The organism is Pseudoalteromonas sp. 120-MNA-CIBAN-0494, from assembly GCF_040308885.1.
GTDB classification, from domain to species: Bacteria; Pseudomonadota; Gammaproteobacteria; order Enterobacterales; family Alteromonadaceae; genus Pseudoalteromonas; species Pseudoalteromonas nigrifaciens.
In genome coordinates this window covers 1-26,889 of the sequence record NZ_JBEOOE010000037.1, presented here as the reverse complement: position 1 = coordinate 26,889, position 26,889 = coordinate 1, and the positions used below count along the sequence as shown (strand labels likewise).

General features: G+C 40.6%; 25 protein-coding genes and 1 pseudogene. 8 read left to right on the top strand and 18 right to left on the bottom strand.

What is annotated here, in order from left to right; translation table 11 throughout:
• Positions 1–565 precede the first annotated feature (565 nt).
• The 14 genes from AAEY55_RS15955 to yceD all read right to left on the bottom strand — a co-directional run bounded on the left by AAEY55_RS15955 (position 566) and on the right by yceD (position 12,408).
• Positions 566–2,425: an alkaline phosphatase D family protein gene (locus AAEY55_RS15955; protein WP_350552156.1), complete on the bottom strand. Its 1,860-nt coding sequence runs from the start codon at positions 2,423–2,425 to the stop codon at positions 566–568.
• Between the two features lie 4 nt (positions 2,426–2,429).
• Positions 2,430–3,209 (bottom strand): TatD family hydrolase, encoded by a 780-nt coding sequence (locus AAEY55_RS15950; RefSeq protein WP_013464702.1) that lies wholly within the window; start codon positions 3,207–3,209, stop codon positions 2,430–2,432.
• Positions 3,210–3,226: 17 nt separating this feature from the next.
• Positions 3,227–3,553, bottom strand: coding sequence for a PilZ domain-containing protein (locus tag AAEY55_RS15945; protein ID WP_008109887.1), 327 nt, complete (start codon positions 3,551–3,553; stop codon positions 3,227–3,229).
• Between the two features lie 12 nt (positions 3,554–3,565).
• Positions 3,566–4,480, bottom strand: a complete 915-nt coding sequence (locus tag AAEY55_RS15940; RefSeq protein WP_013464701.1) for a DNA polymerase III subunit — start codon at positions 4,478–4,480, stop codon at positions 3,566–3,568.
• A 1-nt stretch (position 4,481) separates the two neighbouring features.
• A complete protein-coding gene (gene tmk, locus AAEY55_RS15935; protein ID WP_350552150.1) occupies positions 4,482–5,108 on the bottom strand; it encodes a dTMP kinase in 627 nt (208 codons plus the stop codon).
• Positions 5,109–5,114: 6 nt separating this feature from the next.
• The gene (gene mltG / locus AAEY55_RS15930; protein WP_011328480.1) at positions 5,115–6,101 is read right to left on the bottom strand and encodes an endolytic transglycosylase MltG; all 987 of its coding nucleotides are present in this window, start codon (positions 6,099–6,101) and stop codon (positions 5,115–5,117) included.
• A complete protein-coding gene (pabC, locus tag AAEY55_RS15925; protein ID WP_350552147.1) occupies positions 6,095–6,919 on the bottom strand; it encodes an aminodeoxychorismate lyase in 825 nt (274 codons plus the stop codon). The genes mltG and pabC overlap by 7 nt, the downstream gene beginning before the upstream one ends.
• 59 nt (positions 6,920–6,978) lie before the next feature.
• Entirely contained in the window at positions 6,979–8,217 is a 1,239-nt protein-coding gene (fabF, locus tag AAEY55_RS15920) for a beta-ketoacyl-ACP synthase II (protein ID WP_011328482.1), read from the bottom strand.
• Between the two features lie 208 nt (positions 8,218–8,425).
• A complete protein-coding gene (gene acpP, locus AAEY55_RS15915; RefSeq protein ID WP_006792304.1) occupies positions 8,426–8,662 on the bottom strand; it encodes an acyl carrier protein in 237 nt (78 codons plus the stop codon).
• 250 nt (positions 8,663–8,912) lie between these two features.
• Positions 8,913–9,659 (bottom strand): 3-oxoacyl-ACP reductase FabG, encoded by a 747-nt coding sequence (gene fabG, locus AAEY55_RS15910; RefSeq protein WP_086994963.1) that lies wholly within the window; start codon positions 9,657–9,659, stop codon positions 8,913–8,915.
• An 11-nt stretch (positions 9,660–9,670) separates the two neighbouring features.
• Positions 9,671–10,597 (bottom strand): ACP S-malonyltransferase, encoded by a 927-nt coding sequence (fabD, locus tag AAEY55_RS15905; RefSeq protein ID WP_350552144.1) that lies wholly within the window; start codon positions 10,595–10,597, stop codon positions 9,671–9,673.
• Positions 10,598–10,654: 57 nt separating this feature from the next.
• Positions 10,655–11,692, bottom strand: coding sequence for a phosphate acyltransferase PlsX (gene plsX / locus AAEY55_RS15900; protein ID WP_350552141.1), 1,038 nt, complete (start codon positions 11,690–11,692; stop codon positions 10,655–10,657).
• An 11-nt stretch (positions 11,693–11,703) separates the two neighbouring features.
• Entirely contained in the window at positions 11,704–11,874 is a 171-nt protein-coding gene (rpmF, locus tag AAEY55_RS15895; RefSeq protein WP_011328486.1) for a 50S ribosomal protein L32, read from the bottom strand.
• Between the two features lie 9 nt (positions 11,875–11,883).
• A complete protein-coding gene (yceD, locus tag AAEY55_RS15890; RefSeq protein WP_011328487.1) occupies positions 11,884–12,408 on the bottom strand; it encodes a 23S rRNA accumulation protein YceD in 525 nt (174 codons plus the stop codon).
• A 131-nt stretch (positions 12,409–12,539) separates the two neighbouring features.
• Here yceD and AAEY55_RS15885 point away from each other — a divergent pair, with 131 nt between their 5' ends.
• Positions 12,540–13,148 carry a nucleoside triphosphate pyrophosphatase gene (locus AAEY55_RS15885; protein ID WP_058373622.1) on the top strand — a complete coding sequence of 203 codons (609 nt, stop codon included), beginning with the start codon at positions 12,540–12,542 and terminating at the stop codon, positions 13,146–13,148.
• On the opposite strand, the gene AAEY55_RS15880 is transcribed toward AAEY55_RS15885, so the two are convergent.
• Positions 13,145–13,813, bottom strand: a complete 669-nt coding sequence (locus AAEY55_RS15880; protein ID WP_244181032.1) for an HAD-IA family hydrolase — start codon at positions 13,811–13,813, stop codon at positions 13,145–13,147. The genes AAEY55_RS15885 and AAEY55_RS15880 overlap by 4 nt on opposite strands.
• A complete protein-coding gene (rluC, locus tag AAEY55_RS15875; RefSeq protein ID WP_011328490.1) occupies positions 13,810–14,769 on the bottom strand; it encodes a 23S rRNA pseudouridine(955/2504/2580) synthase RluC in 960 nt (319 codons plus the stop codon). The genes AAEY55_RS15880 and rluC overlap by 4 nt, the downstream gene beginning before the upstream one ends.
• Positions 14,770–15,539: 770 nt before the next feature.
• Between rluC and rne the strand changes: the two genes are divergently transcribed.
• The gene (rne, locus tag AAEY55_RS15870) at positions 15,540–18,755 is read left to right on the top strand and encodes a ribonuclease E (RefSeq protein WP_350552138.1); all 3,216 of its coding nucleotides are present in this window, start codon (positions 15,540–15,542) and stop codon (positions 18,753–18,755) included.
• A 79-nt stretch (positions 18,756–18,834) separates the two neighbouring features.
• On the opposite strand, the gene yejK is transcribed toward rne, so the two are convergent.
• Positions 18,835–19,851 carry a nucleoid-associated protein YejK gene (yejK, locus tag AAEY55_RS15865; RefSeq protein ID WP_011328492.1) on the bottom strand — a complete coding sequence of 339 codons (1,017 nt, stop codon included), beginning with the start codon at positions 19,849–19,851 and terminating at the stop codon, positions 18,835–18,837.
• A 62-nt stretch (positions 19,852–19,913) separates the two neighbouring features.
• On the opposite strand from yejK, the gene AAEY55_RS15860 reads away from it, so the two are divergent.
• From AAEY55_RS15860 to AAEY55_RS15835, 6 genes are all read left to right on the top strand, one after another.
• Positions 19,914–20,126: a DUF1414 domain-containing protein gene (locus tag AAEY55_RS15860; RefSeq protein WP_011328493.1), complete on the top strand. Its 213-nt coding sequence runs from the start codon at positions 19,914–19,916 to the stop codon at positions 20,124–20,126.
• 5 nt (positions 20,127–20,131) lie between these two features.
• Positions 20,132–21,625, top strand: coding sequence for a DUF3413 domain-containing protein (locus AAEY55_RS15855; protein ID WP_182679242.1), 1,494 nt, complete (start codon positions 20,132–20,134; stop codon positions 21,623–21,625).
• 100 nt (positions 21,626–21,725) lie between these two features.
• On the top strand, positions 21,726–22,205 hold the full coding sequence (locus AAEY55_RS15850) for a DUF4124 domain-containing protein (protein ID WP_350552135.1): 480 nt from the start codon (positions 21,726–21,728) through the stop codon (positions 22,203–22,205).
• A 110-nt stretch (positions 22,206–22,315) separates the two neighbouring features.
• Positions 22,316–24,031 (top strand): bifunctional isocitrate dehydrogenase kinase/phosphatase, encoded by a 1,716-nt coding sequence (gene aceK, locus AAEY55_RS15845; RefSeq protein WP_350552159.1) that lies wholly within the window; start codon positions 22,316–22,318, stop codon positions 24,029–24,031.
• 17 nt (positions 24,032–24,048) lie between these two features.
• Positions 24,049–24,987 (top strand): LysR family transcriptional regulator, encoded by a 939-nt coding sequence (locus AAEY55_RS15840; RefSeq protein ID WP_011328497.1) that lies wholly within the window; start codon positions 24,049–24,051, stop codon positions 24,985–24,987.
• A 173-nt stretch (positions 24,988–25,160) separates the two neighbouring features.
• Positions 25,161–25,604, top strand: a complete 444-nt coding sequence (locus AAEY55_RS15835) for a PA2169 family four-helix-bundle protein (protein WP_011328498.1) — start codon at positions 25,161–25,163, stop codon at positions 25,602–25,604.
• Positions 25,605–25,724: 120 nt separating this feature from the next.
• Here the strand turns inward: AAEY55_RS15835 and AAEY55_RS15830 are convergent.
• Positions 25,725–26,813, bottom strand: a pseudogene (locus AAEY55_RS15830) (TonB-dependent receptor domain-containing protein); the annotation flags it as partial.
• Positions 26,814–26,889 lie beyond the last annotated feature (76 nt).

Below are 26,889 nucleotides of genomic sequence, written 5' to 3'. Positions count from 1 at the left end.
GTTTTATCTTCTCATTTACTCCTCATTCTCTTCTCTCAGTGCAATAAGATCTTTAAGAAAATTATTCACAAAGAGGGCTAAGAGACGCTGCGCTTTTAGAGGCAGTAACAAAACAATTAATCACTTGGGTTAGTGGCTTTATTTTCTCATTTACTTCTCATTCTCTTCTCTCAGTTCAATTAGGCCTAAGTGAATGATGCGCAAAGAGGGCTAAGAGACGCTGCGCTTTTAGCTATTTAGCCCGCAACTCGAAGCTCGTCGCTAACGACATTAAAAAATGCCGCGACATGAAGTCGCTGCTACAAGTCAGCAATAATATCAACCTAGAACCGGCTTGACCCTCTCATTTGTTTCTCATTCCCTTCTCTTTGTTCAAAAGATATTTTAGTGATTTTTTTACCACAGAGGGTTAAGAGACGCTGCGTTTTGGATATTGAGCCCGCAACTCGAAGCTCGTCGCCCGCCGCTAACGACATTAAAAATGACGCGACATGAAGTCGCTGCTACAAGTCGGCAATAATAGCGGCCTGATACCTAGCGCCTAAAACCTATCGCCTGTTCAAATTTACTGCTCTTCTAAATCAAATTCGGTGGTGTGGCCGTCACCGTGTATGAGCTGGTAGCGGGCTAAATTGCCGCCTTTGAGGGTAACCAAACTAATAGCCGAATCACTTACTAGGTACTTTTGCCCTTTGCCTTTAGTTTGGTGTTTGTCGACTTCCATGTGCCAGCGTTTGGTAAAAAAGTTAAGCGGACTTTTAGGGCCATATAAAATGGAGTCGAGCTTATCAAGCACATTTATTAGCTTACGCGGGAACTCGTTTTTAATGCCACTAGCTGTGAGCTGCCAAATTCTGTTGGGGTGATCGCCAAAACGCTTTTGCACTGAAAAACAAAACGAATAATGCACGTCGCCTGATAAAATCAGCGTTTCATTTGGGGTGTCGGTACGTCTAAATGTGTCGAGTAATTTTTTAGCTGAGCCTTCGTGCGCCATCCAGTTTTCTACATCAACCATAAGCGGTTGGCCACACATGTTAAACACCGCTTGAATCGCCTCTATTGATTTAACCCCAAACACCGGAGCGGGCGATACAATAATGACTTGGTCATGACTTAATAGGCTTTCTTCAAGCTCAGTAAGACGCTCCCAATCTAACAAGCCTGAGGGTTCATTAAAGTTCTGCTCGTTACGCCAGCGGTGTGTTCGGGTATCAAGCACCACCACTTTAGGAATAGTTGTTAGCTCATAATGCCAATGGTTAAAATCATTTAGATGTTTATCAAATGCTTTGAATTGCCATTGCTTATCCCCAGCTAGACTTGTTGTAAATCGAGTAAGTAGCGCACCGGTTTTTTGTAGTGCGTCGTTACCCATTCCTTGAAACAGCCAATAGCTTGCTAAGCCATTATTTACAATACGTTTGCTACTGGGGTTTTGATTAATGGCTTGCTCCCACCCGGCGGTGAGGTTCCAATCATCAGTGACATCGTGATCGTCAAACATCATTAAGGTAGACACATTGGCACATAATCGCTCTACCTCAGCTAAGCCTTTAGCGTAATCAATTAGTGTGGCTTTTTCTGTGCTAAACAATGCTTGGCTTTTTTCGTTACCGCCTGAGTAATTTAGCTTTGATAAGTCAACATATTGCCACGCGGTACTACTAAAATTAAGTAAATACAGCGCTACAAACTCTTCAAAATGAATAAGGTGGTTATACGCTTTTACGCTAGAAAAATGTGGCTCGTCTTTTTTTAACCAATAACCTATGCCTAATTTAGAGCGCTTTTTCCACGAGGTGGTGGGTAATAAATGATGGCGGCCATAAAGCTGTTGGCTAATATCGTCGGGTAAATCCAGTGCAAGCGGTTGCTCTTTGTAAATGCCTAATTGCTTAATGAGTTGATGGATAGCTAATAACATAGGCCCTGCTACATCGTCAGCATATACCTGATCGCCCGAGAGTAATAGCAACTGCGCACCTTGCTGATTATTACTGCGTTGAGTAGCTTGCCACTGACTTGAACTAACTAGGCTGTCTTTTGCGGGATGATGTGCATTGCGACATGAGCCATGCAATATTTGCGTCAGTCTTTTGGGGATCACAAACGCAGGTAACGCGCCATCATTAAAACTAAACGCTGATAAATCAACGGGGCTGTCATCAAAAAATAACTGATATTGTAGTAATATGTCGCGCGGGAACTGACTGTTTATGGGTTTAATAACTATGAACTGTAAAAATAAATGTTCACCCAGTCTAACGCTGTTTTGTTCGCTATAGCATTCGTAGCCCATTAGCTCTATACGGCCGTTTACCTGCTTTGAGGTAGCAAACTGAATACAAACTGTGGTTTTTTCTGCTCGGCGCACCATAGGCCCCATAAGTAACAGCGGGTGTTGCACCGAGAGAGTCGTCATGAGGTTAGCCTTTAGCTGCTAATTTAAATAAAGAATAAAAATTATCGGTGGTGGCCTTTGCCAACTCGTTAAAGCTAATACCTTTTAGTTCACTAATATAGTAAGCAACGTCTTCCACGTACGCTGGCTGATTAGTTTTACCACGGTACGGTACTGGGGCTAAATACGGCGAGTCGGTTTCAATAAGCAGTCGATCGAGTGGAATTTGTTTTACTACTTCTTTAAGCTCTACCGCATTTTTAAAAGTCACAATTCCTGAAATAGAAATATAAAAGCCCATATCAATGGCTTTTTTGGCCATATCCCAATCTTCAGTGAAACAGTGCAATACTCCACCGCAATTTTCTGCTTTGTGCTCACGCATTAAATTAATGGTATCGGCACGTGCGTCGCGGGTATGAATAATAAGTGGCTTTTGTAATTCGTTGGCTACTTCAATATGGCCAACAAAGCTTGCTTGCTGCACTGCGTGAGTGTCTTTTGCGTAATAGTAATCGAGCCCAGTTTCGCCAATAGCCACTACTTTGTGGTGCGAGGCTAAATCAATTAGTTGCTGTTTGTTGAGCGCGTCTTTTTGATCAAGCGGATGTACACCACATGACGCTGATACGTCGTCGTAATGCTTAATTTGCTCTAGCATGTTAGGGAACTGATCAAGTGTGACGCTCACACATAAAAAGTGTTCTACTTTTTTGGCACGGGCGTTATCAAGTACTTGGTCTAGGTTTAAATCGAGTTTATCAAAATCAAGACGGTCTAAATGGCAATGAGAATCTACAATCAAAATAAGGCCTGTTTTTACTACATGGTATAAGTTGGATTGCCGGAGTTTAACATAGTCCCCAGCAGTTTTTCGATCTTCGCGTTTAGGTTTGTTTTATCATCTAAAAAGCTAATGCCGATCCCCGGAGGGTTTGAGCTTTGTGCACCTTGCGGAGTGATCCACGTGACTTTGCCGGTGACCACATCGTCTTCTAAGGCATCAGGTAAGGTTACGCGTAAAGCGAGTGAATACCCAGGCTCGTAACGCATATTGGTGCGTACAAATAGCCCCCCTTTTTTTAAAAAAGGCATGTAGCAGCGATATAGTTCGTCAAGGTCATCTATATCAACTAATAGCTCTTGCATATCTAATCCTTTTTATTGGTTGCGTAATGTATACGCTAGTCGTGATACCGCAAGCGGTAAGTTTAGCCCAAGAATTTGTATGTTATTTTGTAAAAAATCATTCAAGGCTTGCTGTGCAACTTGGTAGGCTTCAAAACTCATGCCATTTAAAAGCTGCTGTTTTAACTGCTCACTTAAAAATAAGGTAAAAATACGAACAAGCTCAGGCTGTTTATTTATTATATCGACTAACGCATTGAAATTATGGCTTTGTTTAAACTCAGTTGCAAATTTATAGAGTGTATCAATGCTTTCTAGCTGATTTTGCTGTTGCCACTGCTTTACTTGCAGGGGTTGACTGTAAAACAATGATAACCATGGGTAGTTAGGCACATCTAGAGAGCTTAGCCACTGCTGTGCTAGCTGGCTATTGGTTACTTTGACCTCAGTTTTAGCACAGCGGCTTAAAATAGTCGCTGGTAATTGTGCCACTTGGCTGGTTGTAAGAATTAAAAACCGGCTGTTACTGGGCTCTTCTAAGGTTTTTAATAATGCATTTGCTGCCGCCGTTGTCATTTTTTCGCAGTTTTCAATAATCGCCACTTTGTTGCCATTTTGCGCCGCCGACTGGTGCATAAAATCGCTTATGCCGCGTATGTCGTCTACACCTATGCTTTGCCCTTCTACTTGAGTAACGCGTTTATCTGGGTGCGTCCCAGCTAGGTTTAACGAGCAGCTTTTACACTGCCCACACGGCGTTAGTACGCTATTAGGTGCACTTAACTGCGATTGTGTATTGTGACATAACAAACTGTTAGCTAATTGATCGCTTAGCTCAAACTTGCCTACCCCAATAGGCCCGCAAAATAGCTGCGCGTGATGAAAGCGCTGCGCTTTATAGCTTTGAGCTAAACGTTGCTCTACATCGTTAAGCCATGGCAATGCCATATTATTTTAACCCTGAAAAAAACGTACGCAGTACATTAGTAATATCACGGTGTACTTTATCAATACTTTGGTTAGCATCAACGGTTTTAATGCTTTCATCATCGTTTGCAAGCTCAATGTAACGCATACGGGTGCGCTGAAAAAACTCAATGGCTTCTTGTTCAATTCTATCGAGTTCACCACGCCCTTTTGCACGTTCAAGACCAATAACAGGGTCAATATCAAGGTAAATGGTTAAATCGGGTTTTAATCCTTTTAACACCATAGAGGATAACGACGCTAACGTGTTTGCACTAATTCCGCGTCCACCGCCTTGATACGCCTGTGACGATAAGTCGTGACGATCAGCCAATACCCATTGCCCTTGCTCAAGTGCAGGGTTTATTACATTGTGCATTAGCTGTGAGCGTGCAGCGTACATAATTAATAACTCAGTTTCGAACGCTATTTCTTCGTCATGTTGTGCTTTTACTAATGTACGTAACGACTCAGCAAGCGGCGTACCACCGGGTTCACGCACATTAATAAAATCAATTTTTTTGCTGTTTAAAAACGACTGGCACAAAGCAATAGCGGTAGATTTACCGGCCCCTTCTAACCCTTCGATTACTATAAATTTAGGTTTCATAAAAAATTAGTTCTTTTTGTTTAATATATACGTTTTAACTGCCGCATTGTGTTGCTTCAATGTGGTTGAAAATTGATGACTGCCATCACCTTTTGAAACAAAGTAAACATACTCAGTTGTGGGTGGATTAACCGCGGCTAAAATAGCTGCCTTTGATGGCATGGCAATGGGTGTTGGCGGCAGGCCATTAATACGATAGGTGTTATAGGGCGTGTAGTTACGCAAGTCTTTGCGTTTAATATCGCCGTCAAAGCTCTCCCCAATGCCGTAAATTACGGTTGGATCTGTTTGTAGACGCATATTAGTATTTAGTCTGTTTACAAATGCAGAGGCGATTAATGGCCGCTCACTGGCAAGGCCCGTTTCTTTTTCAATAATGGAGGCCATTATCAGTGCTTCGTACGCTGTTTTATAGGGTAAATTTTGTGCACGCTGCTGCCAAGCAGTATCAAGGGTTTGCTGCATTTTTTGGGCGGCGCGTTTTAGCACACTGCTAATTGTGTCGTTATTATGATAGTGATAGGTTTCGGGAAATAACCAGCCTTCTAAGTGCATATCACTGCCAAGTATTTGCTGACTTAGTTGCTGCTCTTTTAAATCATTTTTTAAGTTATTGGCATTTTTAATAGCGGCTAATACTTCGCGCAGCGCTTGGCCTTCAATAATTGTAAAACTAAAGCTAACTTGTTGGCCATTATTTATTTTTTTTATATTGCTAATAACACTATCACTATTAAGTGCGTAAAGCCCCGTTTTTAAATCTGTGAGTGTTGGGTCTAGTTTAGCAAGTAATTGGTAACGCCAGCAGTTTTCTACCCAGTTATTGGCTTGCCATTGCTTACATAACTGATTAAAGCCAGTACCTTTTTTCACTTCAAATTGGGTGTTATTCGCTACTTTTAATGGGCTATGGAGCGTTGCTTGTAATTGCTGATAACCAAAAACACTGGTAATTATAGCTAATAATAATACCGATAAAGTAACTTTTAACACTTAGCCTCCTTGGCTAATAATTTATTTAATAATAACTGGCTATGCACAATATCAAAGCTACGCTGCTCAAGACGATTAATAGGCACTACGCCCATTAAGCTATTACAGATAAAAACCGCATCTGCTTCAAGCAAGTCTGCAATACTTACGCACTTAAAATCAACGGCTAATTTATCACATAATGATTGTAGATAAACCCCCTTTATCCCGCACTCATTAAGGCTTGGGGTAAATAATTTATTTTGCTTAATAGCAATAATATTTGCTGCAGAGGCTTCTATCACATTGTTGTTATAATCAAGTACAAGCACATCGTCACAAGGTTGCGTTTGCAGCGCTTTTTTTATTAATACTTGTTCAAGGCGGTTTAGTGTTTTGAGCCCTGCAAGCAAGGGTTGTGCGGCTAGTTTAATGGGGCTGATGTTAAGGCTTATACCCTCATCTGCCAGTCTGCTGTAATTTTGAGGATACTCTAAAACACTCAATAACACGGTTACATTACAGGTTTGCGGCAAACCATAACCGCGCCCTCCTTCGCCTCGCGTTATTACAATTTTAAGCACACACAACGTATGCTCCGCTATACTTTTAGCTATGTGAGCTTCAAGTTCAGCAATATCTACTAATGGAAAACCAAGTCGTGCAGCACATTCAATTAAACGTGCTTTATGATGTGACCAATGCTCTACTTGCCCATTTACTACTTTTGCAGTTGTAAAAAAGCCATCACCATAATTTAAGCCACGATCGTACGCGCTTATAGTGCTGTTTTTAACTGTTGTAATAATAGTTTGTGTGTTTTTTTGTGTTTTTTGCATATAAAAAAAGCCCAGTTAAACAACTGAGCTCTTATAGTCTGGTCTGTTGTTTAAAAAGATTATACCTTTTTAAACAGTAACGAGCCATTAGTACCACCAAAGCCAAACGAGTTACATAGTGCAAACTCTAATTTTGCATCTCGGGCAGTGTGCGGTACATAGTCTAAATCGCACCCTTCATCTGGGTTATCAAGATTAATTGTTGGGGTAACTTTTTGATCGGTTAACGACAATATTGAAATAATCGACTCAACCGAACCAGCAGCACCTAATAAGTGACCCATCATAGATTTAGATGAACTCACCATTACGTCTTTTGCTGCACTGCCAAAAACACTTTTAACGGCCGAGGTTTCTGCTTTATCGCCTGCATGAGTCGATGTACCATGTGCGTTAATGTAACCAATTTGGTCCGCATTTACTTGCGCATCGTTTAGCGCATTTTCCATCGCTAATGCTGCGCCTGCACCATCTTCTGGTGGTGAAGTCATATGAAATGCATCACCACTCATACCAAAACCAACTAGTTCTGCGTAAATTTTTGCACCACGTGCTTTTGCGTGTTCGTATTCTTCAACAACCACAACACCCGCGCCATCTGATAATACAAAACCATCGCGGTCTTTATCCCAAGGACGCGAAGCCGCTTGTGGATCATCGTTGCGTGTTGAAAGTGCACGAGCAGCATTAAAGCCCCCCATACCAATTGGTGTACAGGCTTTTTCAGCACCGCCAGCTACCATAGCATCTGCATCGCCATACGCTATCATACGGGCAGCATGGCCAATATTATGCAAACCCGTAGTACAGGCTGTAACAATAGAAATATTAGGGCCACGTAGTCCATTCATTATTGATAAATGACCAGAAATCATATTAATAATGGTAGAAGGTACATAAAATGGGGATAACTTACGCGGTCCACTATTAAGTAGTTTTATATGGTTTTCTTCAATAAGCGTTAAACCACCAATACCTGAACCCACTGCTACGCCAATACGCGTCGCGTTTTGTTCAGTTACTTCAAGGCCTGAATCTTTAAATGCTTGGATCCCCGCGGCAATGCCGTATTGAATAAATAAATCCATTTTTTTAGCATCTTTTGCTGGCATATAAGCCGATGCATCAAAATCATTGATTAGACCCGCGAAATGCGTACCAAATTTTGATGTATCAAAGTGTGTGATAGTTTGAATACCACTTTTGCCATCTAATAAGCCCTGCCAGGTTGATTGCACATCATTACCTAGCGGCGTCAACATTCCTAAGCCAGTTACGACAACTCGACGTTTAGCCACGGTTTGCCTCCAATAAGGTGTTTTATAAGGGGATAATAATACCCAAGCAACTTCAAAGTACTCGTCTCAAATTAGATTTAAAACGCATAATACCAATAAAATCAGTGTAAATTAGATTGATGTTTAGCTTTGCTTTGAATCATATACTTTGAAGTGGTTTGGATATAGAGATTAAGGGCAGCGAATGCTGCCCTTAATATGCGATTAATTACTCAGCGTGAGCTGTAACGTAATCGATAGCAGATTGTACTGTAGTGATTTTTTCAGCTTCTTCATCAGGGATCTCAGTATCAAACTCTTCTTCAAGAGCCATTACTAATTCAACTGTATCAAGAGAATCTGCACCTAAGTCATCTACGAAAGAAGATTCATTCTTCACTTCTTCTTCTTTAACACCTAGTTGTTCGATGATAATTTTCTTTACGCGTTCTTGGATATCGCTCATTCTTCTTTCCTTTATTAAAAACGCCAATGCGTTATTTTCAGATTGCGGCGTAGTTTACGTCGCATAATTCTCTGATTCAATCTTTTGACCATAAATAATTGTCTGGTCAAACCTCTTGAGTGTACGTTTCGTCTTTTATCGCTTATTTTAACCACGATTTCAAGTATGTTTAAAGCAAGATTGCCAATAATTCAATCTTTTTTGGCAATTTAATTACTTATATTTAATTACTTTCTTTGCACATAGGCTATTAAACCATGTACATCGCACCATTTACATGCAAAGTTTCACCCGATACATACGCAGCCGCATCTGACGCTAGGTAACATACAGCAGCAGCAATTTCATCTGGTTGCCCTAAACGCCCTGCTGGTACATTTGCCAGTGTGGCTGCTTTTTGCTCATCCGTAAGACCATCGGTCATATCGGTTTGAATAAAACCAGGCGCAACTACGTTTACCGTAATACCACGCGACGCTACTTCGCGTGCTAGTGACTTAGAAAAGCCAATAACACCGGCTTTAGCCGCTGCATAGTTAGCTTGCCCAGCATTACCCATAGTGCCCACTACTGAGCCAATATTGATAATACGACCGTTCTTTTTCTTCATCATTGGGCGTAATACTGCCTTAGATAAACGGAATATAGAACTTAAGTTAGTGTCGATAATATCATCCCACTCACTTTCTTTCATGCGCATTAATAAATTATCGCGAGTGATGCCGGCATTATTAACCAATATGTCAACATCGCCAAAATCAGCTTTAATCGCCGCCAATGTCGCCTCAATAGATGCAGGATCAGTTACGTTTAACGCATAACCTTTACCGCTTTCACCTAAATACTCGCTAATTTTAGCAGCACCCGACTCACTGGTGGCCGTACCCGCTACTTTTGCGCCTTGGGCAACTAAAGTAGTTGCAATGGCTTTACCAATACCACGGCTAGCGCCCGTGATCAGGACAACTTTGCCCGCTAATGAAAATAAATTAGTCATATTTTATACTCTTATTTTGCAGCATCAATTGAGGCACAGTCGTTAACTGAACCACAGATCATTGCTTTATCAATTCGTTTTGCAAGGCCAGTTAATACTTTGCCTGGGCCAAATTCGTAGCTTTGCGTTATACCTTGTGCAACTAATGCTTGTACTGTTTCAGTCCAGCGTACTGGGCTGTATAACTGGCGTACTAATGCGTCTTTAATTGCATCAGCTGACGTTTCAGCTTTTACATCAACATTATTAATAACAGCGCATTTAGGCGCGATAAATGTTAACGCAGCTAAATCAATAGCTAGCTTTTCAGCGGCCGGCTTCATTAGCTCACAATGCGATGGTACGCTAACAGCAAGTGGCAATGCACGTTTTGCACCTGCATCTTTACACGCTTGAGAAGCGCGATCTACAGCCGCTTTATGGCCTGCAATAACAACTTGCCCAGGAGAATTATAATTTACCGGAGAAACCACTTCACCCTGCGCTGCAGCGGCGCAAGCCGCTTTGGTTTCATCGTCGCCTAAGCCAATAATAGCAGCCATTGAACCCACACCTGCAGGTACGGCTTCTTGCATATATAAACCACGGTTTTCTACTAGCTTTACCGCTTCACTCAAGCTTATTACTTCGCTACATACTAATGCTGAGTACTCACCTAAGCTGTGTCCAGCCATAACAACATCTGCATCTGGGTTAGCTGCTAACCAGTCACGGTAAATAGCAACACTGGCTGTTAATAATGCAGGTTGAGTGCGGTGAGTTTGATTTAGCTTTTCTTCTGGGCCATTAAGAACCAGTTCTGCTAGGTCATATCCTAGCGCCGCTGACGCTTCGCTAAAAGTTGCTTTAACAATGTCTGAGCTTTGGAGTAACTCAGTTAACATGCCAACACTTTGTGAGCCTTGACCTGGAAATAGAATTGCAATTTGTTGTGCCATATTTTGCTCTTTTTAATTAAACAAATAAATAATGTTATAAACACGGCAACTCAATTACTACTCGTTCACCGTGTCTTTAGAATGTATTTTATCAAAAATTGCGGCTATTTTGTCAGGAAGTTGGCGTTCAACCTCCTTTACCGCTTCATCAATTGCTGCTTGAAATGCTTTAGCTGAGGCATTTCCATGGCTTTTAACCACAATACCGCGCAATCCTACCAGACTTGCACCGTTATACTGGTCGGGGTTCACCCTTTTATAGAGTTTTTTTATTATAGGACTCAGCATAAACGCCATGCATTTATATACGAGGTGCTTTTCAAGCGCGGCGGTAAACTTATTCATTATAAGTTTTGCAATCCCTTCACAGGTTTTAAGCGCCACATTACCCACAAAGCCTTCGCATACAATAACATCGGCTTTTCCGGTAAATATATCGCTACCTTCACTGTAACCAATATAGTTGATTAAAGGGCTTTGCTGCATTAATTGTGCAGCTTGCTTAATATCTTCATGGCCTTTGATATCTTCAGAGCCAATATTTAATAAACTTACTTTGGGATTATCGCAGCCAAGTGCTTGCCCTGCGACTACCGACCCCATAATGCCAAATTGATATAAGGTTTGCGCATCGCAATGTACGTTAGCACCCAGATCGAGTAAATAAACAGGGTTTTTTCGCTCTGTAGGTACCGCAGAAATAAGTGCTGGACGTTTTACACCAGGAAGCATTTTTAACACGTAATGTGCCATAAAGAATAACGCGCCAGTATTACCTGAACTTACGCATGCTTGAGCCTCGCCCGATTTAACTAAGTTAAGGGCAACGCGCATAGATGAATCTTTTTTGGAGCGTACAGCAACACCGGGCTTACATGCATTTGTAACAACTTCGCTACAGTGGCGAATAATAAGTCGAGGGTGTGCTAGTGAATCGAGTGATTCGAGTTGTTTTGATATTACTTGCTCATTACCGCATAAAATTAGCGTTAAATTAGCATGAGCATTTACCGCGTTAACGGCAGCGGGGATAGATGAACGGGGGCCGTAATCGCCCCCCATCATATCTAACGCTATGGTTAGATTATTCAGCATAAAGAAATCTCTTATTTAGAAATTACTTGAACGCCTTTGTAGTAACCATCTGCAGTCACATGGTGGCGACGATGAGTCTCACCAGATGTTTGATCTACAGTTAAGCTTGGACCACTAATCGCATCGTGTGAACGGCGCATGCCGCGTCTTGCACGAGACTTTTTGCTTTTTTGTACAGCCATAGTCTTCTCCTAAGAATCTTTCTTAAGTTGTTTCAAAATATCAAATGGATTAGGTTTCTCATCTTCCGCCTTTAAAACACCAAAGCTGGCAGGCTTTGCTGAATAACTGCATGAAGCTTCGTTGTGGGTAGAGACTAATGGAACTGCTAAAATTAATTCGTCTTCAATTAAATTAAAAACGTTAATTTCACCATTTTCATCAAGCGCTACTTCATCGTAGTCTTCTGGAAAAATGTCTGATTCTGTTTCATCACCAACTGGTGAATAAACAAAATCTTGCACCAAATCCAACCCTAAATCACCATTACAACGTTGACAAGTGACAGTTACGTGTGTGGACAAATTGCCTCTAATCACAACAAAACCTTGGTCGTCGTTTTTGCAATGAATTTTTACCGCTATTTCACCTACTTCTTCCTGCACAACTTCTCGTAAACGAGTTAGTTTCTCAAGCGGTACAATGCCGTCATACTTTAAACGGTGTTGCGCTGCTTTGCCTGGATGAAGAGTGATGGGAATTTTCACCTTTTGCATAGGGGCTGCATCATATAGATAGTTAGTTGGTTAGTCAAAGTAAAAAACCATATTTACGTGGTTTTTCACGTGTTTTACTCACGGATCTGATTTATCCTAACTCAATCTGATTTTGGTTAGGAAAACAATCTATGAAGTACCCACTTATATTAGCCTCAAGCTCACCCTTTAGGCAGTCTTTATTACAAAAATTCAATCTACCATTCGATACATTTTCACCGAATGTTGACGAGTCAGCATTAAACAATGAAACCCCTGCACAACTAGTTAAGCGTTTAAGTGAATTAAAAGCCCGCGCAGCTAGTAAACACTTTAGTAAAGGCTTAGTGATTGGCTCAGATCAGGTTGCTGTATTTAATGAGCAAATTTTAGGTAAACCTCATAATAAACACAATGCCGTAAAGCAGTTATCCCTTTTTAGCGGCCATAGTGTAACATTTTTAACTGGCCTGTGCGTTTACGATCTTACATCTGGGGAGAGTAAAACCTGCATTGAACCATTTAATGTTACTTTCAAAACACTCACTGATGCGCAAATAAGTGCTTATTGCGATGCTGAGCAGCCCTATAATTGCGCAGGCAGTTTTAAAAGTGAAGGCCTAGGGATTTGTTTATTTGAAAAATTAACTGGAGACGATCCCAACAGTTTAATTGGTTTACCACTGATCAAACTCAGCCAATTATTAGCTGAGTTTGGCCTTGATGTGCTAAGTGCGCAATCAAATACCCCCCTTAGTTAATGCTCAGGCAGCAATAACTGTTGCAACTGCTGATAACTATCAACAGTTGCAATCGGGTTAAACTCGCTAAGTTGCTTTGCGTTATGTACACCCATAGTGACACCTATGCTATCCATACCCGCGGCTTGCGCCATTGCCATATCAATTTTTGTATCGCCAATCATAACCGCTTCATCGGCGCTTATGCCAAGCTCTGCTAATAATTGAAACAACATATCGGGCGATGGCTTAGAGCTTGCGTCATCACTACTACGCGTTGCACTAAAATAATGCCCTAACTCACTTTGATGTAATAAACGATCGAGTCCTGCGCGCCCTTTACCTGTTGCCACGGCTAAAATAATGCCACTGTGCTGTAGTGCTAATAGCACTTTTTCTACATCGGCAAATAATGGTGTAGCCGTAGTATCTGTTTGGTAATGCTGCTTATATCCACTAATTAACGCTTGGTGCTGCGCTCTATGCAGCGGAAATAATACCGCAATGGCTTTATCAAGCGACAAACCTATAATGCTTTTTGTTGCTTCATTGCTTGGCGGTTCTATATTTAACGCAACGGCACTGCTGCAAATACAATTAACTATTTTAGTTATTGAATCCATTACTGTGCCGTCCCAATCAAAAATAACCAGCTTGTACTTTTTGAGCGAACTGACTGCTATCACGTTTTATTAGCACGCAATTTAACTAAGCAATTAGCCAGTGCTTTATCAAGCGGTGCTTCTACGCGCATGGTTGTTTCGTTTTTAGGATGATAAAAAGTTAAGTCATGAGCATGTAAAAACAAACGATTTAACCCTGTTTTACGCATCGAATTATCAAACTCTTCATCGCCATATTTATCATCACACGCAATGGGATGCCCTTTGCATTGTGTATGCACACGTATTTGGTGAGTACGCCCGGTAACCGGTGACGCCTGCACTAACGAGCACTCGTTAAAGCGCTCAAGCACTTTAAAGCGGGTATGTGAGGGTTTACCTTCAGTGTTATCTACACGCACTACGCGCTCCCCAGACTTAAGCGTATTTTTACGCAGCCCTTCGGTAACATTTTTAGTTTTAGAGTCCCATTGGCCATCAACTAGCGCCCAATAGTTTTTTTCCATGGTTTTTTCACGTAACTGCTCATGTAAAGCAGTCAGTACTGAACGGCGCTTAGCAATTAGTAAACACCCCGACGTATCGCGATCTAGTCTATGCACAAGCTCTAAACTACGCTCTTCTGGGCGTAATACTCGCAGCGCTTCAATTAAACCATAACTTAAGCCACTGCCACCATGTACCGCCATACCCGATGGTTTATTAATAACAATCAGGTATTTATCTTCAAATATAATATCATTTTCAAGGCGTGTTACTTTATCAAGTTTTGAAGGCACAAACTCTTCTCGTTCTGCCACCCTAATTGGCGCAATACGAAGAACATCTTCTAGCTGCAGTTTATATACCGGCTTAATGCGTTTTTTATTAACGCGCACCTCACCTTTACGCAAAAGTTTATAAATTGCGCTTTTAGGCACCCCTTTTAAATGGGTAATAAGAAAGTTATCAATTCGTTGACCTAAATGGTCTTCGTTGATCGTGACATAAGTTACTTGTAAGTCGTTTTTTTCTGACATTGCCTAATCACTAATTTAAGAAAAATAATTTAGTTGCTAACACAGTTATAATAGTGGGATAATCAGCAGCGCAAATATTTAGTATTTGCAAATAACAACGGTGCTTTTTAACGCAGTAATACATTCGTGATGCACATTCTGGGTAATTGATCATACAGATCCGAGTTAAGTTTTCCAAAGCTTTTATACATACCCAGTCAACACGTGCGATCAATTAGCGGCAATGCGCGTAATATATTGCCAGTTAAGTTTGAACATGAATTGATTTTTAATGCGATTGAAAAAGCAATGAACAGATAATTTGTCTGATAGTGACGACGTAAAAACGTCGTTCAGCACTTGCTCAATTGTAGTACCGTACAGCAGCTTATTTAGAACTAAAAAAATCTAATAAATAAGTCGTCATTAACATTGGCAGCGATTTTTGCTCACAAAAATGGATTTTAGTAGTACATCACCTTGTATTACTCACTTACTTAACGAGCCCTATGCGCCTAAATATGAACGGCATTTAATAAGATTAGTATGACAGGCCAACTTCTGGGTAAAACGTGTAACGTAGCTGAAAAGCCGACAGTTTTAGCCCTGCTATGAATTTAATAGTAATAAATACACTATTGTTTGCCTGCATTTAAAAATACTGCGTACGCAAAAAACAGAGCCGTTCCATTAAAGACCCAGTCGTGAGGCTGCACATTCTAAAAATAGGAATAACTGAACAGACGTGAAAACAGCGTCATGTCAGCGACACAAACTAGTAGAGTAACAATATGAAACGTATGCTAATCAATGCAACGCAGCAAGAAGAAATGCGCGTAGCACTGGTTGACGGCCAGCGCCTATATGATTTAGATATAGAAAGCCCAGGTCACGAACAGAAAAAAGCCAATATTTATAAAGGCAAAATCACTCGCATTGAACCATCTCTTGAAGCAGCATTTGTTGAATACGGTGCTGATCGTCATGGTTTCCTTCCTTTAAAAGAAATTGCCCGTACTTACTTCCCAGCTGGGTATACTTTCCATGGCCGTCCGAATATTCGTGACGTGATCAAAGAAGGTCAAGAAGTTATAGTACAAGTTGATAAAGAAGAGCGTGGCCAAAAAGGCGCAGCACTTACTACCTTTATCAGCGTTGCCGGTAGCTACTTAGTTTTAATGCCTAATAATCCTCGTGCTGGCGGTATATCTCGTCGCATTGAAGGTGATGAGCGTACTGAACTAAAAGAGTCACTTAGTCGTTTAGAACTTCCTAAAGGTATGGGCTTAATTGTTCGTACTGCTGGTGTTGGCAAATCGTTTGAAGAATTAAACTACGATTTAAAAGCCTTACTTGTTCATTGGGAAGCAATTGGTGTTGCAGCCGACAGTGCTAAAGCGCCGTTTTTAATACACCAAGAAAGCAATGTAATATTTCGTGCAATTCGCGACTATTTACGTCGTGATATTGGCGAAATATTAATTGATAAACCACGTGTTTTTGAAGAAGCTAAAGCGCATATTGAACGTTTTCGCCCTGACTTTATGAGCCGTGTTAAGCTTTATCAAGGTGATACGCCATTATTTACGCATTACCAAATTGAAAGCCAAATTGAGTCTGCGTTCCAGCGTGAAGTACGCTTGCCTTCAGGTGGTTCAATTGTAATTGATCCTACAGAAGCATTAACCTCTATCGATATTAACTCGTCTAAAGCAACAAAAGGCGGCGATATTGAAGAAACAGCACTTAATACTAACTTAGAAGCAGCAGATGAAATTGCACGTCAATTACGTCTTCGCGACTTAGGTGGCTTAATTGTTATCGATTTTATCGATATGACACCACCACGCCATCAGCGTGAAGTAGAAAACCGTCTAAAAGACGCTGTTCGTCCTGATCGTGCTCGTGTGCAAATTGGTAAAATTTCACGTTTTGGTTTACTCGAAATGTCGCGTCAGCGTCTGCGCCCTTCATTAGGTGAAGCAAGCCAAGGCCCATGTCCACGTTGTAGTGGTCAAGGTACGATTCGTTCTAACGAATCAATTGCACTGTCTATTTTGCGTTTAATTGAAGAAGAAGCAATTAAAGACAACACTGCACAAGTTAATGCTCAAGTGCCTGTTGCTGTTGCCGCTTATTTATTAAATGAACAGCGCCGTAGTGTTCATCGCATGGAAAAACAACATAAGTGCGACATAGTGATCATTCCTAATCAACACATGGAAACACCACACTACGAAGTAATGCGCTTACGTAAAGACGAAACGATTGAAACAGTAAGCTATGGACAAATTGTTGCTCCAGAGCCTGAAGCATTTGAAATGTCTAAGTCGCCTGTAGCACCAGTACGTGAAGAGCCAATGTTAAAAGGCGTTGTAATGCCTGCAGCACCAGCTCCACAAGCGGCTCCTGCTAACGTTGTTGCCCCTGCTGAAACTAAAGCGCAAAGCGGTTTACTGGATGCAATTGGTAAGTGGTTTAAATCTTTATTCGCCAGCGAAACCGTTGAAGTGAAAAAAGAAGAAACACAAAAACAGCAACAAGAAACGCGCGACAATACGCGTAATAACGATAATCGTCGCCGTAATAACAACAATCAGCGTCGCCGTAATAACCCTCGTTCTAAGCCACGCACTGAGCGTACTGCGGATGAAGAGGTTAAAACTAACTCTGTATCAACACCTGAAGCAGCAACGCAAACTAACGAGAACCAAGAGAGAGGCGAGAATCGCAATAAGCGTCGTCGCAATCCTAATTCACGTAAGCGCCCAGAGCCACGCACTGAAGATAAAGATGCAGTAAAAGTTGATGCACCTGCAAAAGCAGAAGCTGAAACTAAGCCAGTTCAAGCCGAAGAGCCAAAGGATCAAAAACCAAAGGTTCGTCGCCAGCGTCGTAATTTGCGTAAAAAAGTACGCCTGCAAGATGAAAATGCTGAGCAGGTACAAACAACAGATGAAACACCTGTACAAGCTACAGAAAAAGAAACACCAGTAGCCCAAGAGCAAGCACCTGTTGTAGAAAAGCAAACTCAAACAGCGGCAGAAAAAACAGCTCATATTAAAGAAGAAAAAGTTGAAGATGTTGATTCTAACGATGAAACACCTACAACCGAAGACGAGCAAGAGCAAACTCGTACACGTTCACGTCGCTCACCTCGTCATCTTCGTGCATCAGGTCAGCGCCGTCGTCGCCCTGAAGGTGAAGGCAATGAAGCTAAGTCAGATGAAGCACCGGCATTTGTTCCTGTTGCCGACCAAGCTGCTGCAGAGTATGAAGCAGAGCTTAAAGCTAAATCTGCAGCTACACCTGCGGATGCAGCGCAACAAGTTGAACAAGCCGTTGCGGTTGAAGACTTAGCCAAAGTTGAAGCTGTAGAAGAGCCAGTACAAACTGAAGAGCCAGCTAAAGTTGAAACTCCAGTTGTAACTGAAGAGCCAGCTAAGGTTGAAACTCCAGTAGCAGCTGAAGAGCCAGCTAAAGTTGAAACGCCAGTAGCAGCTGAAGAGCCAGCTAAAGTTGAAACCCCAGTAGTAACTGAAGAGCCAGCTAAAGTTGAAGCGCCAGTAGTAACTGAAGAGCCAGCTAAAGTTGAAACTCCATTAGTAACTGAAGAGCCAGCTAAAGTTGAAACTCCAGTGGTAACTGAAGAGCCAGCTAAAGTTGAAACTCCAGTAGTAACTGAAGAGCCAGCTAAAGTTGAAACTCCAGTAGTAACTGAAGAGCCAACTAAAGTTGAAGCGCCAGTGGTAACTGAAGAGCCAGCTAAAGTTGAAACTCCAGTAGTAACTGCAGCACCACATGTTAAAACAGCGATAGCTCAAGGGTCAGCAAGTGCGCCAATGGCACAGCCTACCCCTGTAGCTGATAGCGAAGTAAAACATACATCTGTTGCTATGGCTCACGATAAACGTGAACTAGTGCCAGACAGTGGTTTACGTGCGGGTTCAATCAAACCTGCTGGTCGTGCAAGTTCTACAATGACTAAAACAATGAGTGTTGATTAACAATACTCATTAAAAAGCCCCGCTAGTTAATTATTAACTAGCGGGGCTTTTTTGTACCTGTAACTTTAGATCAATCGCATTAGTCTTGTTCTTTTTCCATGAAGCGTTGTAACTGATCTTTTAAATTTGGCGGAATGCCTTTGATCACTAAGGTATCGGTTGCTTCATTATAAGTAACACGTTCACCTAAGTGTTTACGCTCAAAGCTCACACTTACACCGCCACCTAAACCGGAGAACTTAACCATACTTGCCACTGTTTTTTTATCAACGGGGAATGACTCTTCTAAATCGTAACTTTGCTCTTTGCAAAAGCTGTCAAACGGACTGTCATCGCCTTTTGTAAGTGTTGCCGAAAGCTCACTTACGTTGGCATCTTCACCTGTCGTTACACAATCATTACAGTAATCAAATACTTGTTTACGTAAATCGTCTTTTTCTGATTTATCAAATTGTTGCTCTGATAAGTAATCCTCTACAGCACTGAGCATTACTTGGCTTTGTTGTTTAGGATCAATACCTTCTTCACAGCCTAAAAAGTCTAAGAAGAAATCGGCAACTTTGCGCCCTGCGCGGCCTTTAATAAATGAAATATAACGATTGTCTTGCGCTTGGGTGTCCCAAGCGGTTAAATCGATTCGTGCCGCTAATTGCATACGCGAAATATCTAAATGACGTGACGATGCTAAATCTAGCTCAGAGGTAATTGAGTAATGCTCTTTAATATTAATCATCGCAATCAGCATGTAGTCTGTAGCCACATACTGATAGTGACAAAACACTAAATAACCGGTTTCATTAAATGCGTATTTATCAAGTTCCTCTTTTAACACACTCGATGCTTGATCTGTCATATGCCAAAAGCCAAGTTCGTTGTTACGGTAACTTTGCATTGCCGATGCAACTACGCTATTTTTATCGCCACTAAAAGCGCAAAAGCCTTTACCTGGCTTACCATTATATGCATGATGCAATTGCTCAATAAACACAGCTACTTTATCGTTGATTAGCATTTCATCATTACGTAAATGAATTTGAGTATCGCCGTCTTTTTTGTCTACATAATGAACGACTAGTTTTTTAACGTCTGTTGCCATCTTTGTTTTTCACGCCTCTGGTGTTAAAATGTGAGAATATAACTATTAAATTGAACCAACTGATGCCAATCTTATCAAAATACTCTAATGAACAAGTAGAACAAATCGTCGATCAGCTTATTGATGTGTTAACTCAACACAATGCGCCGGTTGATTTGAGTCTTATGTGTTTAGGAAATTCTATCACGCATATCTTAAAAGAGCATGTACCAACAGGGAAAAGACAAGCCGTTACCGAGAACTTTGCTAAAGCTCTCGCACAGTCGGTTAAATAAACTCTATGAATTTATCGCAGCACAATCAGTTTTCATCAAAAGCGAGTCAATTACTAAGTTGGGGGCATTGGTTTACCTTTGCCAATATTGGCTTAGCGCTCTTAATTAGCTTAAGCTACTTGTTTGCCGACTCGCCACCTACAAGCTTTATGGGTATTACTTATATGCTAGTTACTTGGCTTAGCCATACTAGCTTTATTGCCTTTTTAGCGTTTGTGCTGACGGTATTTCCGCTCAGTTTAGTTTTTCCATACCCTCGCCATATTCGCGGTATGGCTGCAGTTATTGCTACCTTTGGCGCCTCTTTACTCACACTTGATGCTTATGTTTATTTTAATTTAGGTTATCACTTAAGTAGTTCTGCTTTACCTGAGATCATTTCGCTTTTATGGCACCGCTTAAACAGCTCACCCGCTTTAACAACTATTTTAGCCGGTGGCATAGTTTTAGTTATTTTAGGTTTTCAGTTAACGGTCAGTAATTTTACTTGGCAAAATTTAGCGCGTTTAAAGCAGCTCAAGTTTGCTCGCTACGCGAGTTCATTTTTAGTGATTTGTTTTGCTTTAAGTCATAGTATTCATATTTGGGCAGACGCTAATTTAAAGTTTGATGTAACTAAACAAGATAACTTTTTACCACTCTCTTACCCTACAACGGCTAAAAGCTTATTAGCTAAAAATGATCTACTAGACATAGAAAGCTATAAACAAGCGCATAATGTGCAAATTAATCAACAAAACATTAGCTACCAATTGCCTACTCCGCTGACAAAATGCGAAGATTACACACCGGCTAAAATTGATATTTTTGTATTTGAAACAGCGCAGCAGCTTGCTCAATTTGCCAGTAATAAAAACTTGTATAGCACTAAGCAGTTTTTACAACCAACCGATCATAACGATATGCTCTTTAGTTTAGTTTATGGTTTACCAGCATTTTATAAATCTACAATTATAAATGAGCAAACATTACCCGCATGGCAAAGCCAACGTCGCAGTGTTGAAGTAACGGGTATTGCAGCGTTAAATTTTATTAACGATCAAACCCACACTAATAGTGCAATTAGAATTATTAAAGGCACTGATGATTTAGCACCTCGCGATAAAAATACTCATGTTTATGCTTTTAGTTTGGCTGATAATAATAAAGAGGTGGTAATTACCTCAACGCTTTATAGTTCAGATAAACGGATCACTCGCGTTAATGGCCTTATTCAACCTAGCGATATAATAGCGACCGCTGTTGGGCAGTATTTAAACTGCAACGCTATTGCTGAGCAAACTATGCTTGGTGTTAACTTACACCAGAAAAAAGATAATATGGGTGTTAATTATTCTCAAGGCGTGGTTATAGCGTATAAAAAGGATAGAATTACCTTAATTGATCCTGATGGCGACTTTAAAAATATTTCTGCCGCCGAAGGATTTTCTATTGAGCAAGGCTTAGACATTCCATTTTTAGTTCACAGTATCAAAAAGTTAAAAACCTTTACTCAATAAGGCTATTATTAACCTAGCTTGCTATACCGCCAAGCTAGGTTATAGTTTTACTTTAACGTTATTAATTTAACGCAGTAAAACACTCTTAGGGATAGCCAATATGATTAAGCTGTACTGTATTTTTATTTTCCTCTTGTTTACAACCTTAAGCTTTAACAGTTTCAGTGCAACCAGTTACTACAAGTGTGTTACACAAGAAGGCACCACCTTTTCTCAATTCCCGTGCGATAACAATGCCACCGTATACAAAGTTAACACCACAATAAATCAGCAAGTAGGCCCTAAAGTAGATTACACCAAGCAATTAAACGAACTGGAGCGCGAAAGCTTACTAGCAGGCTTACAGGCAGAGCTGCGCAGTAATCAACATAAGTTAGCAATATTAGATCGTAAAAAAGACCAAGCTGATTATAAACAGCAACAGCGCCTTAACCATATTTTAGCCAAGGAAGATAAAAAACGTATTGCCGCCGATATTGCTAAAAAACAAAAAGTAATTAACAAAAACTATAAAGCACAAATTAATATGGTAAAAAAGCGCATTAATAAATTACAAAAAAAAATAGACAACTATCAGTAACCTTTATCTCATGAATAAATAACATCTTAATTTAGCTTGGTTTTAAATCGAGAATAACATACTCTTAACAATGATAGAGTATAAGCTCTAGCGTCTAATAAGGAGTAATGATGCAGCCTCGTCATATTGCTGAATTAATTTTAACGGGCTTTAAAAAGCACTACCTGTTATTTCAAAAAACCACGGCAAAAGCACCGCTGGCGTTTGCTAAAAGAGACTGGCAAGCAATTAATGATATAAGCCGATTACGTATTAGCCATTATGATGATCGGGTTAACGAAACCACCGCCACACTTCGACAACAACAAACCGAACAACTCGACGAACAGCTGTGGCTAGAAGTAAAAAAGCTCTATCAACATTTTTTATGTTTTCATCCTCAGGCTGAGCTTGCCGAAACTTTTTATAACTCGGTATTTTGCCGCCTGTATCATCGCCGTTATTTTCATAACGACTTTATTTTTGTAGAAGCCACTCTAAAAGATGCGCCTGCAGTGCCCGTAGAAGCTGAGTATCGCAGCTATTTTCCTGTGGTTGACGGCCTAAAGCCCACAATTAAACAGATCATTAATCACTTTGATTTTAAAGCTCCCTTTGTAAACTTAGAGCGAGACATACGACTGCTGGTAAAAGCATTTTATAAACAAGCGCCCGATACGCACCATAAAGCATGGCAAATGCGCTTTGATATACTACACACCCCATTTTACCGTAATAAAGCTGCCTATATTGTAGGGCGAGTGGTATCGCAAAGCGGCGTACAGCCGTTTATTATTGCAGTACTACACCATGAAGATAAAGGCTTGTACCTAGACGCACTACTTACTAAATCGTCGCAAATGCGAGTTATTTTTGGTTTTGCGCGTGCCTACTTTATGGTAGAAACCCATGCGCCTTGCGCATTAGTGCGATTTTTAAACCAATTAATGCCCAATAAAACCATAGCTGAGCTCTACAACGCTATTGGCTTTCATAAACAAGGTAAAACCGAGTTTTACCGTGAGTTTTTAAATCATTTAACTCACTCTAACGACGAGTTTACTATCGCCCCTGGTACACCAGGCATGGTGATGATGGTATTTACCCTGCCCTCATTCGGCTATGTATTTAAAGTTATTAAAGATAAATTTGGCGAAAGTAAACCTTTTGGTCGTGATACCGTGTTAAAGCGCTACCAGTTAGTTAAAAAACACGATCGGGTTGGCCGTATGGCCGACACCATAGAGTATTCTAACGTCGTATTTCCTTTGGCGCGGTTTGATAGTAACTTGTTGCAGCAGTTGTACCAAACCATTGGTTCATCCATGGTAATTGAAGGCGACTGGCTAATTATCAAACATTTATATATTGAGCGACGCATGACACCGCTTAATCTATTTTTAGAAAATGCCGATGATGCCAGTGCCGCCGACGCGATTGAAGAGTACGGCCAGGCACTAAAAGAAATGATTGCTGTTAATATATTTCCCGGCGACATGCTGTTAAAAAACTTTGGTGTTAGTAAACACAAACGTATTATTTTTTATGATTACGATGAAGTGCAATATTTAACCGACATGAATTTTAGAGCACTGCCTAAAGCAAAAACGTATGACGACTACTTAATGGATGAGCAAAGCTATTCGGTTGCACCGCAAGATGTATTTCCTGAGCAACTTTGCACCTTTGTAATGCCTAACCCAATCTACAAGCAGTTTTTAATGAGCACACATCCAGAGCTTATTGATGTTAACTTTTGGAAGCAAGCACAGCAAAATATTAAAAATGGTCAGGTTAGCCATATTTATCCATACCCGACAGCACAACGTTTTATCCATCACTGGTAAAGCGTTAAGGACACACAATGAATATAAGTAAAATAGATTTAAATTTACTGGTTTATCTCGATACTTTATTGCGCGAATGTAATGTTACCCGCGCAGCAAACCGGTTAAGTATTACTCAACCTGCCATGAGCAATGGCTTAAAGCGCCTTCGTAACTTATTTAACGATCCTATTTTAGTACGCACCAGCGATGGCATGGTACCCACAGAGCGCGCGTTAGAGTTACAACCCGTTATTCGCGGAATATTAATGACCCTAGAGGAAACACTTGCGCCTAATCGTGAGTTTGAAGCAAGCCAAAGTAAACGCGTATTTAGAATAATGGCCAGTGACTATGCGGCCAGTACTTTAGCGCCCAAGCTATTAAGTAAATTACACGCAGAAGCCCCCGACACCACCTTAGATATACTCACCCCTAGTGATGTGACCTTTCATGATGTGGAAAATGGCAAAGTGGATATGGCAATCAATCGCTTTGAAAACCTACCGCAATCGTTTCATCATAAACGCATTTGGAAAGACAGTTTTTGCTGTTTAGTTAAATCCGATAACCCGATTATTGACAATTTTAGCCTAGAGAGCTACTTAAAAGCACGCCATATTTGGGTAAGTAAAACCGGTTTTGGTGTAGGCGTAGGAATGGATCCTAAAGATGTGCAAAAACTCGGCTGGGTTGATGAAGCACTCGCTCATTTTGGTAAACACCGTAATATTGCCACCTTTACCCGTAACTACCATGTGGCAGTACATTTAGCCAAAGTACAAAACTTAATAGCAACATTGCCCTCCAAAGCAGCTAACATTTATATAGACGATCCTAGTCTTAAAATATTAGAACCTCCTTTTCCTATTCCACCGTTTGAATTAGATATGATTTGGAGCCCGCTGTTACATCGCGATGCTAGTCATATTTGGTTACGTCAAAAAGTAGCCGAAGTTGCTGAAGAACTTAAGTAATACCGTTACAAAAGCTTTGTAAAATTTGCTTACTTAATCTAATAAGTAAGCAAACATCATCCTCACTATATATTTATTTCAATAAAAACAAACTACTACGAAAGTTCTTATAGTGGAACAACCTTTGCTTTTATATAAATGAACATTTAATTTCATTTATAAGAGAGGTCATTATGAACACCCATCAAAGTAATGAAGTAAATCATATTTCTGACATCATCCAAGTAATGAATAGTGGTATAGATTTTTACGAAAAAGCCCAACAGAACGTAAAAGATCCCGCTGTTGCCGCCCTTTTCCAGCGCATGATTGATGCGCGTAAGGTAACCGTTGAACGCTTACAACCTTTTGCTGTTAATGAACAAGGCGAACGTGAAGATGGCTCATCATTTGCGGTAGAAGCGCGCCGTGCTTACACTGCGCTTATCACTAAATTTAGCAGCAATAACGACGATACGTATATTAAAGAGCTAGAAGAAGTTGAGGATAAAACCCTCGAAGAAATTAAAGATGCAATGAAAAAACCACAACCCGCAGACTGCGAAGCTGTACTAGCTAAAGCATTACTAACAATGCAAAGCTGTCATGCTGAAATGAGCCGAATGAAAAAGCAGTAAGTAGCCTAAATTCTGGATAATAACTCAACCTAAAGCTGAGTTCAGGTTAAACAATTAAAAAAGCCCAGCATTCTTAAATGCTGGGCTTTATATTAAGTATAAAAATGGGAGTATCTATAATTAAAAGCGGTATTCTGCACCTAGGTAGTAATACGCACCGTTAAAGCCAAATGGGGCTGAACGGCGAGAGTATTTAAATACCCCTGGGCTGCTTACAATGGTATTGCCTTGGGCGTCTACAATAGTACCAGTACGTGAATTACCTATAGTATTTTCATCTGGGTAGACATCAAATAAGTTATTTGCACCAATATTTACCGATAAGTTCTCAGTTACAAAGTAATTTACTTTAACATCAGTTAATATTTCGGCACCGTAGGTCTGGCGGCCGCCATCTTCTACTGTGTACTCACCAAAGCGATTAAGTGACAAGTTAACTGTCCAATCATCACGTTGATAAAGCGCACTTAAGTTGATGCGATCCTCTGGTTGCCACTCTTCAATAATAGAAATTTCTTGGTCAGAGAACACGTCCTCAACCGGTACTGTTTCTAAACCTGAACCTGCAGGAGTAAATAACGACACCACATCGGTTTTAGTAAAGTTAGCTGCTAAGGTAAAATCAAGCGTACCGCCTAACCCTTCAGTGTTCCAGGTAGCAACAAAGTCAATACCTTGCGTTTCTGTATCAGCACCATTTAAGAAAAACTGACCCGCACCAGCACCTGAGCTTATTAATGCAGCGTCAAGACTTGGCGATAACCCTTTACCTAAACGATTACTAATAACTATACGGTCGTCTATATCAATTGAGTAATAGTCGAGCGTTACGTTAATATTGTCTGTTACGTTATACACTATACCTAAACTGCGGTTTTGCGACTTTTCTTCTGTTAATTTTGGAATACCTAAGCTTTGCGCTAATGTTGAATCGTTTCTAAAAGTACCGACTTCTTCGGCAACTAAGTTGCCAGTAACATCGTCAACAACAAACTGAGTACTGATATTATTAAAATACAGCTGCTGCATTGACGGCGCTCTAAAACCTGAGCTTAATGCACCACGCAGTGAAATATCGTCAGTAATCGACCAGTTACCCGCTAATTTAAAGTTAACCGTGTCACCAAAGCCTTTATAATTATCGTAGCGCAGTGCGCCCGATAAAATAACGTCTTCAATAATATAGGTTTCAGCATCAAGGTAGAACGATTAGTACTACTGTGTTTCGCATACTAATTATCATTAAGTAAGTAATATAATTTGCTAAATCAATATAAATACTCTA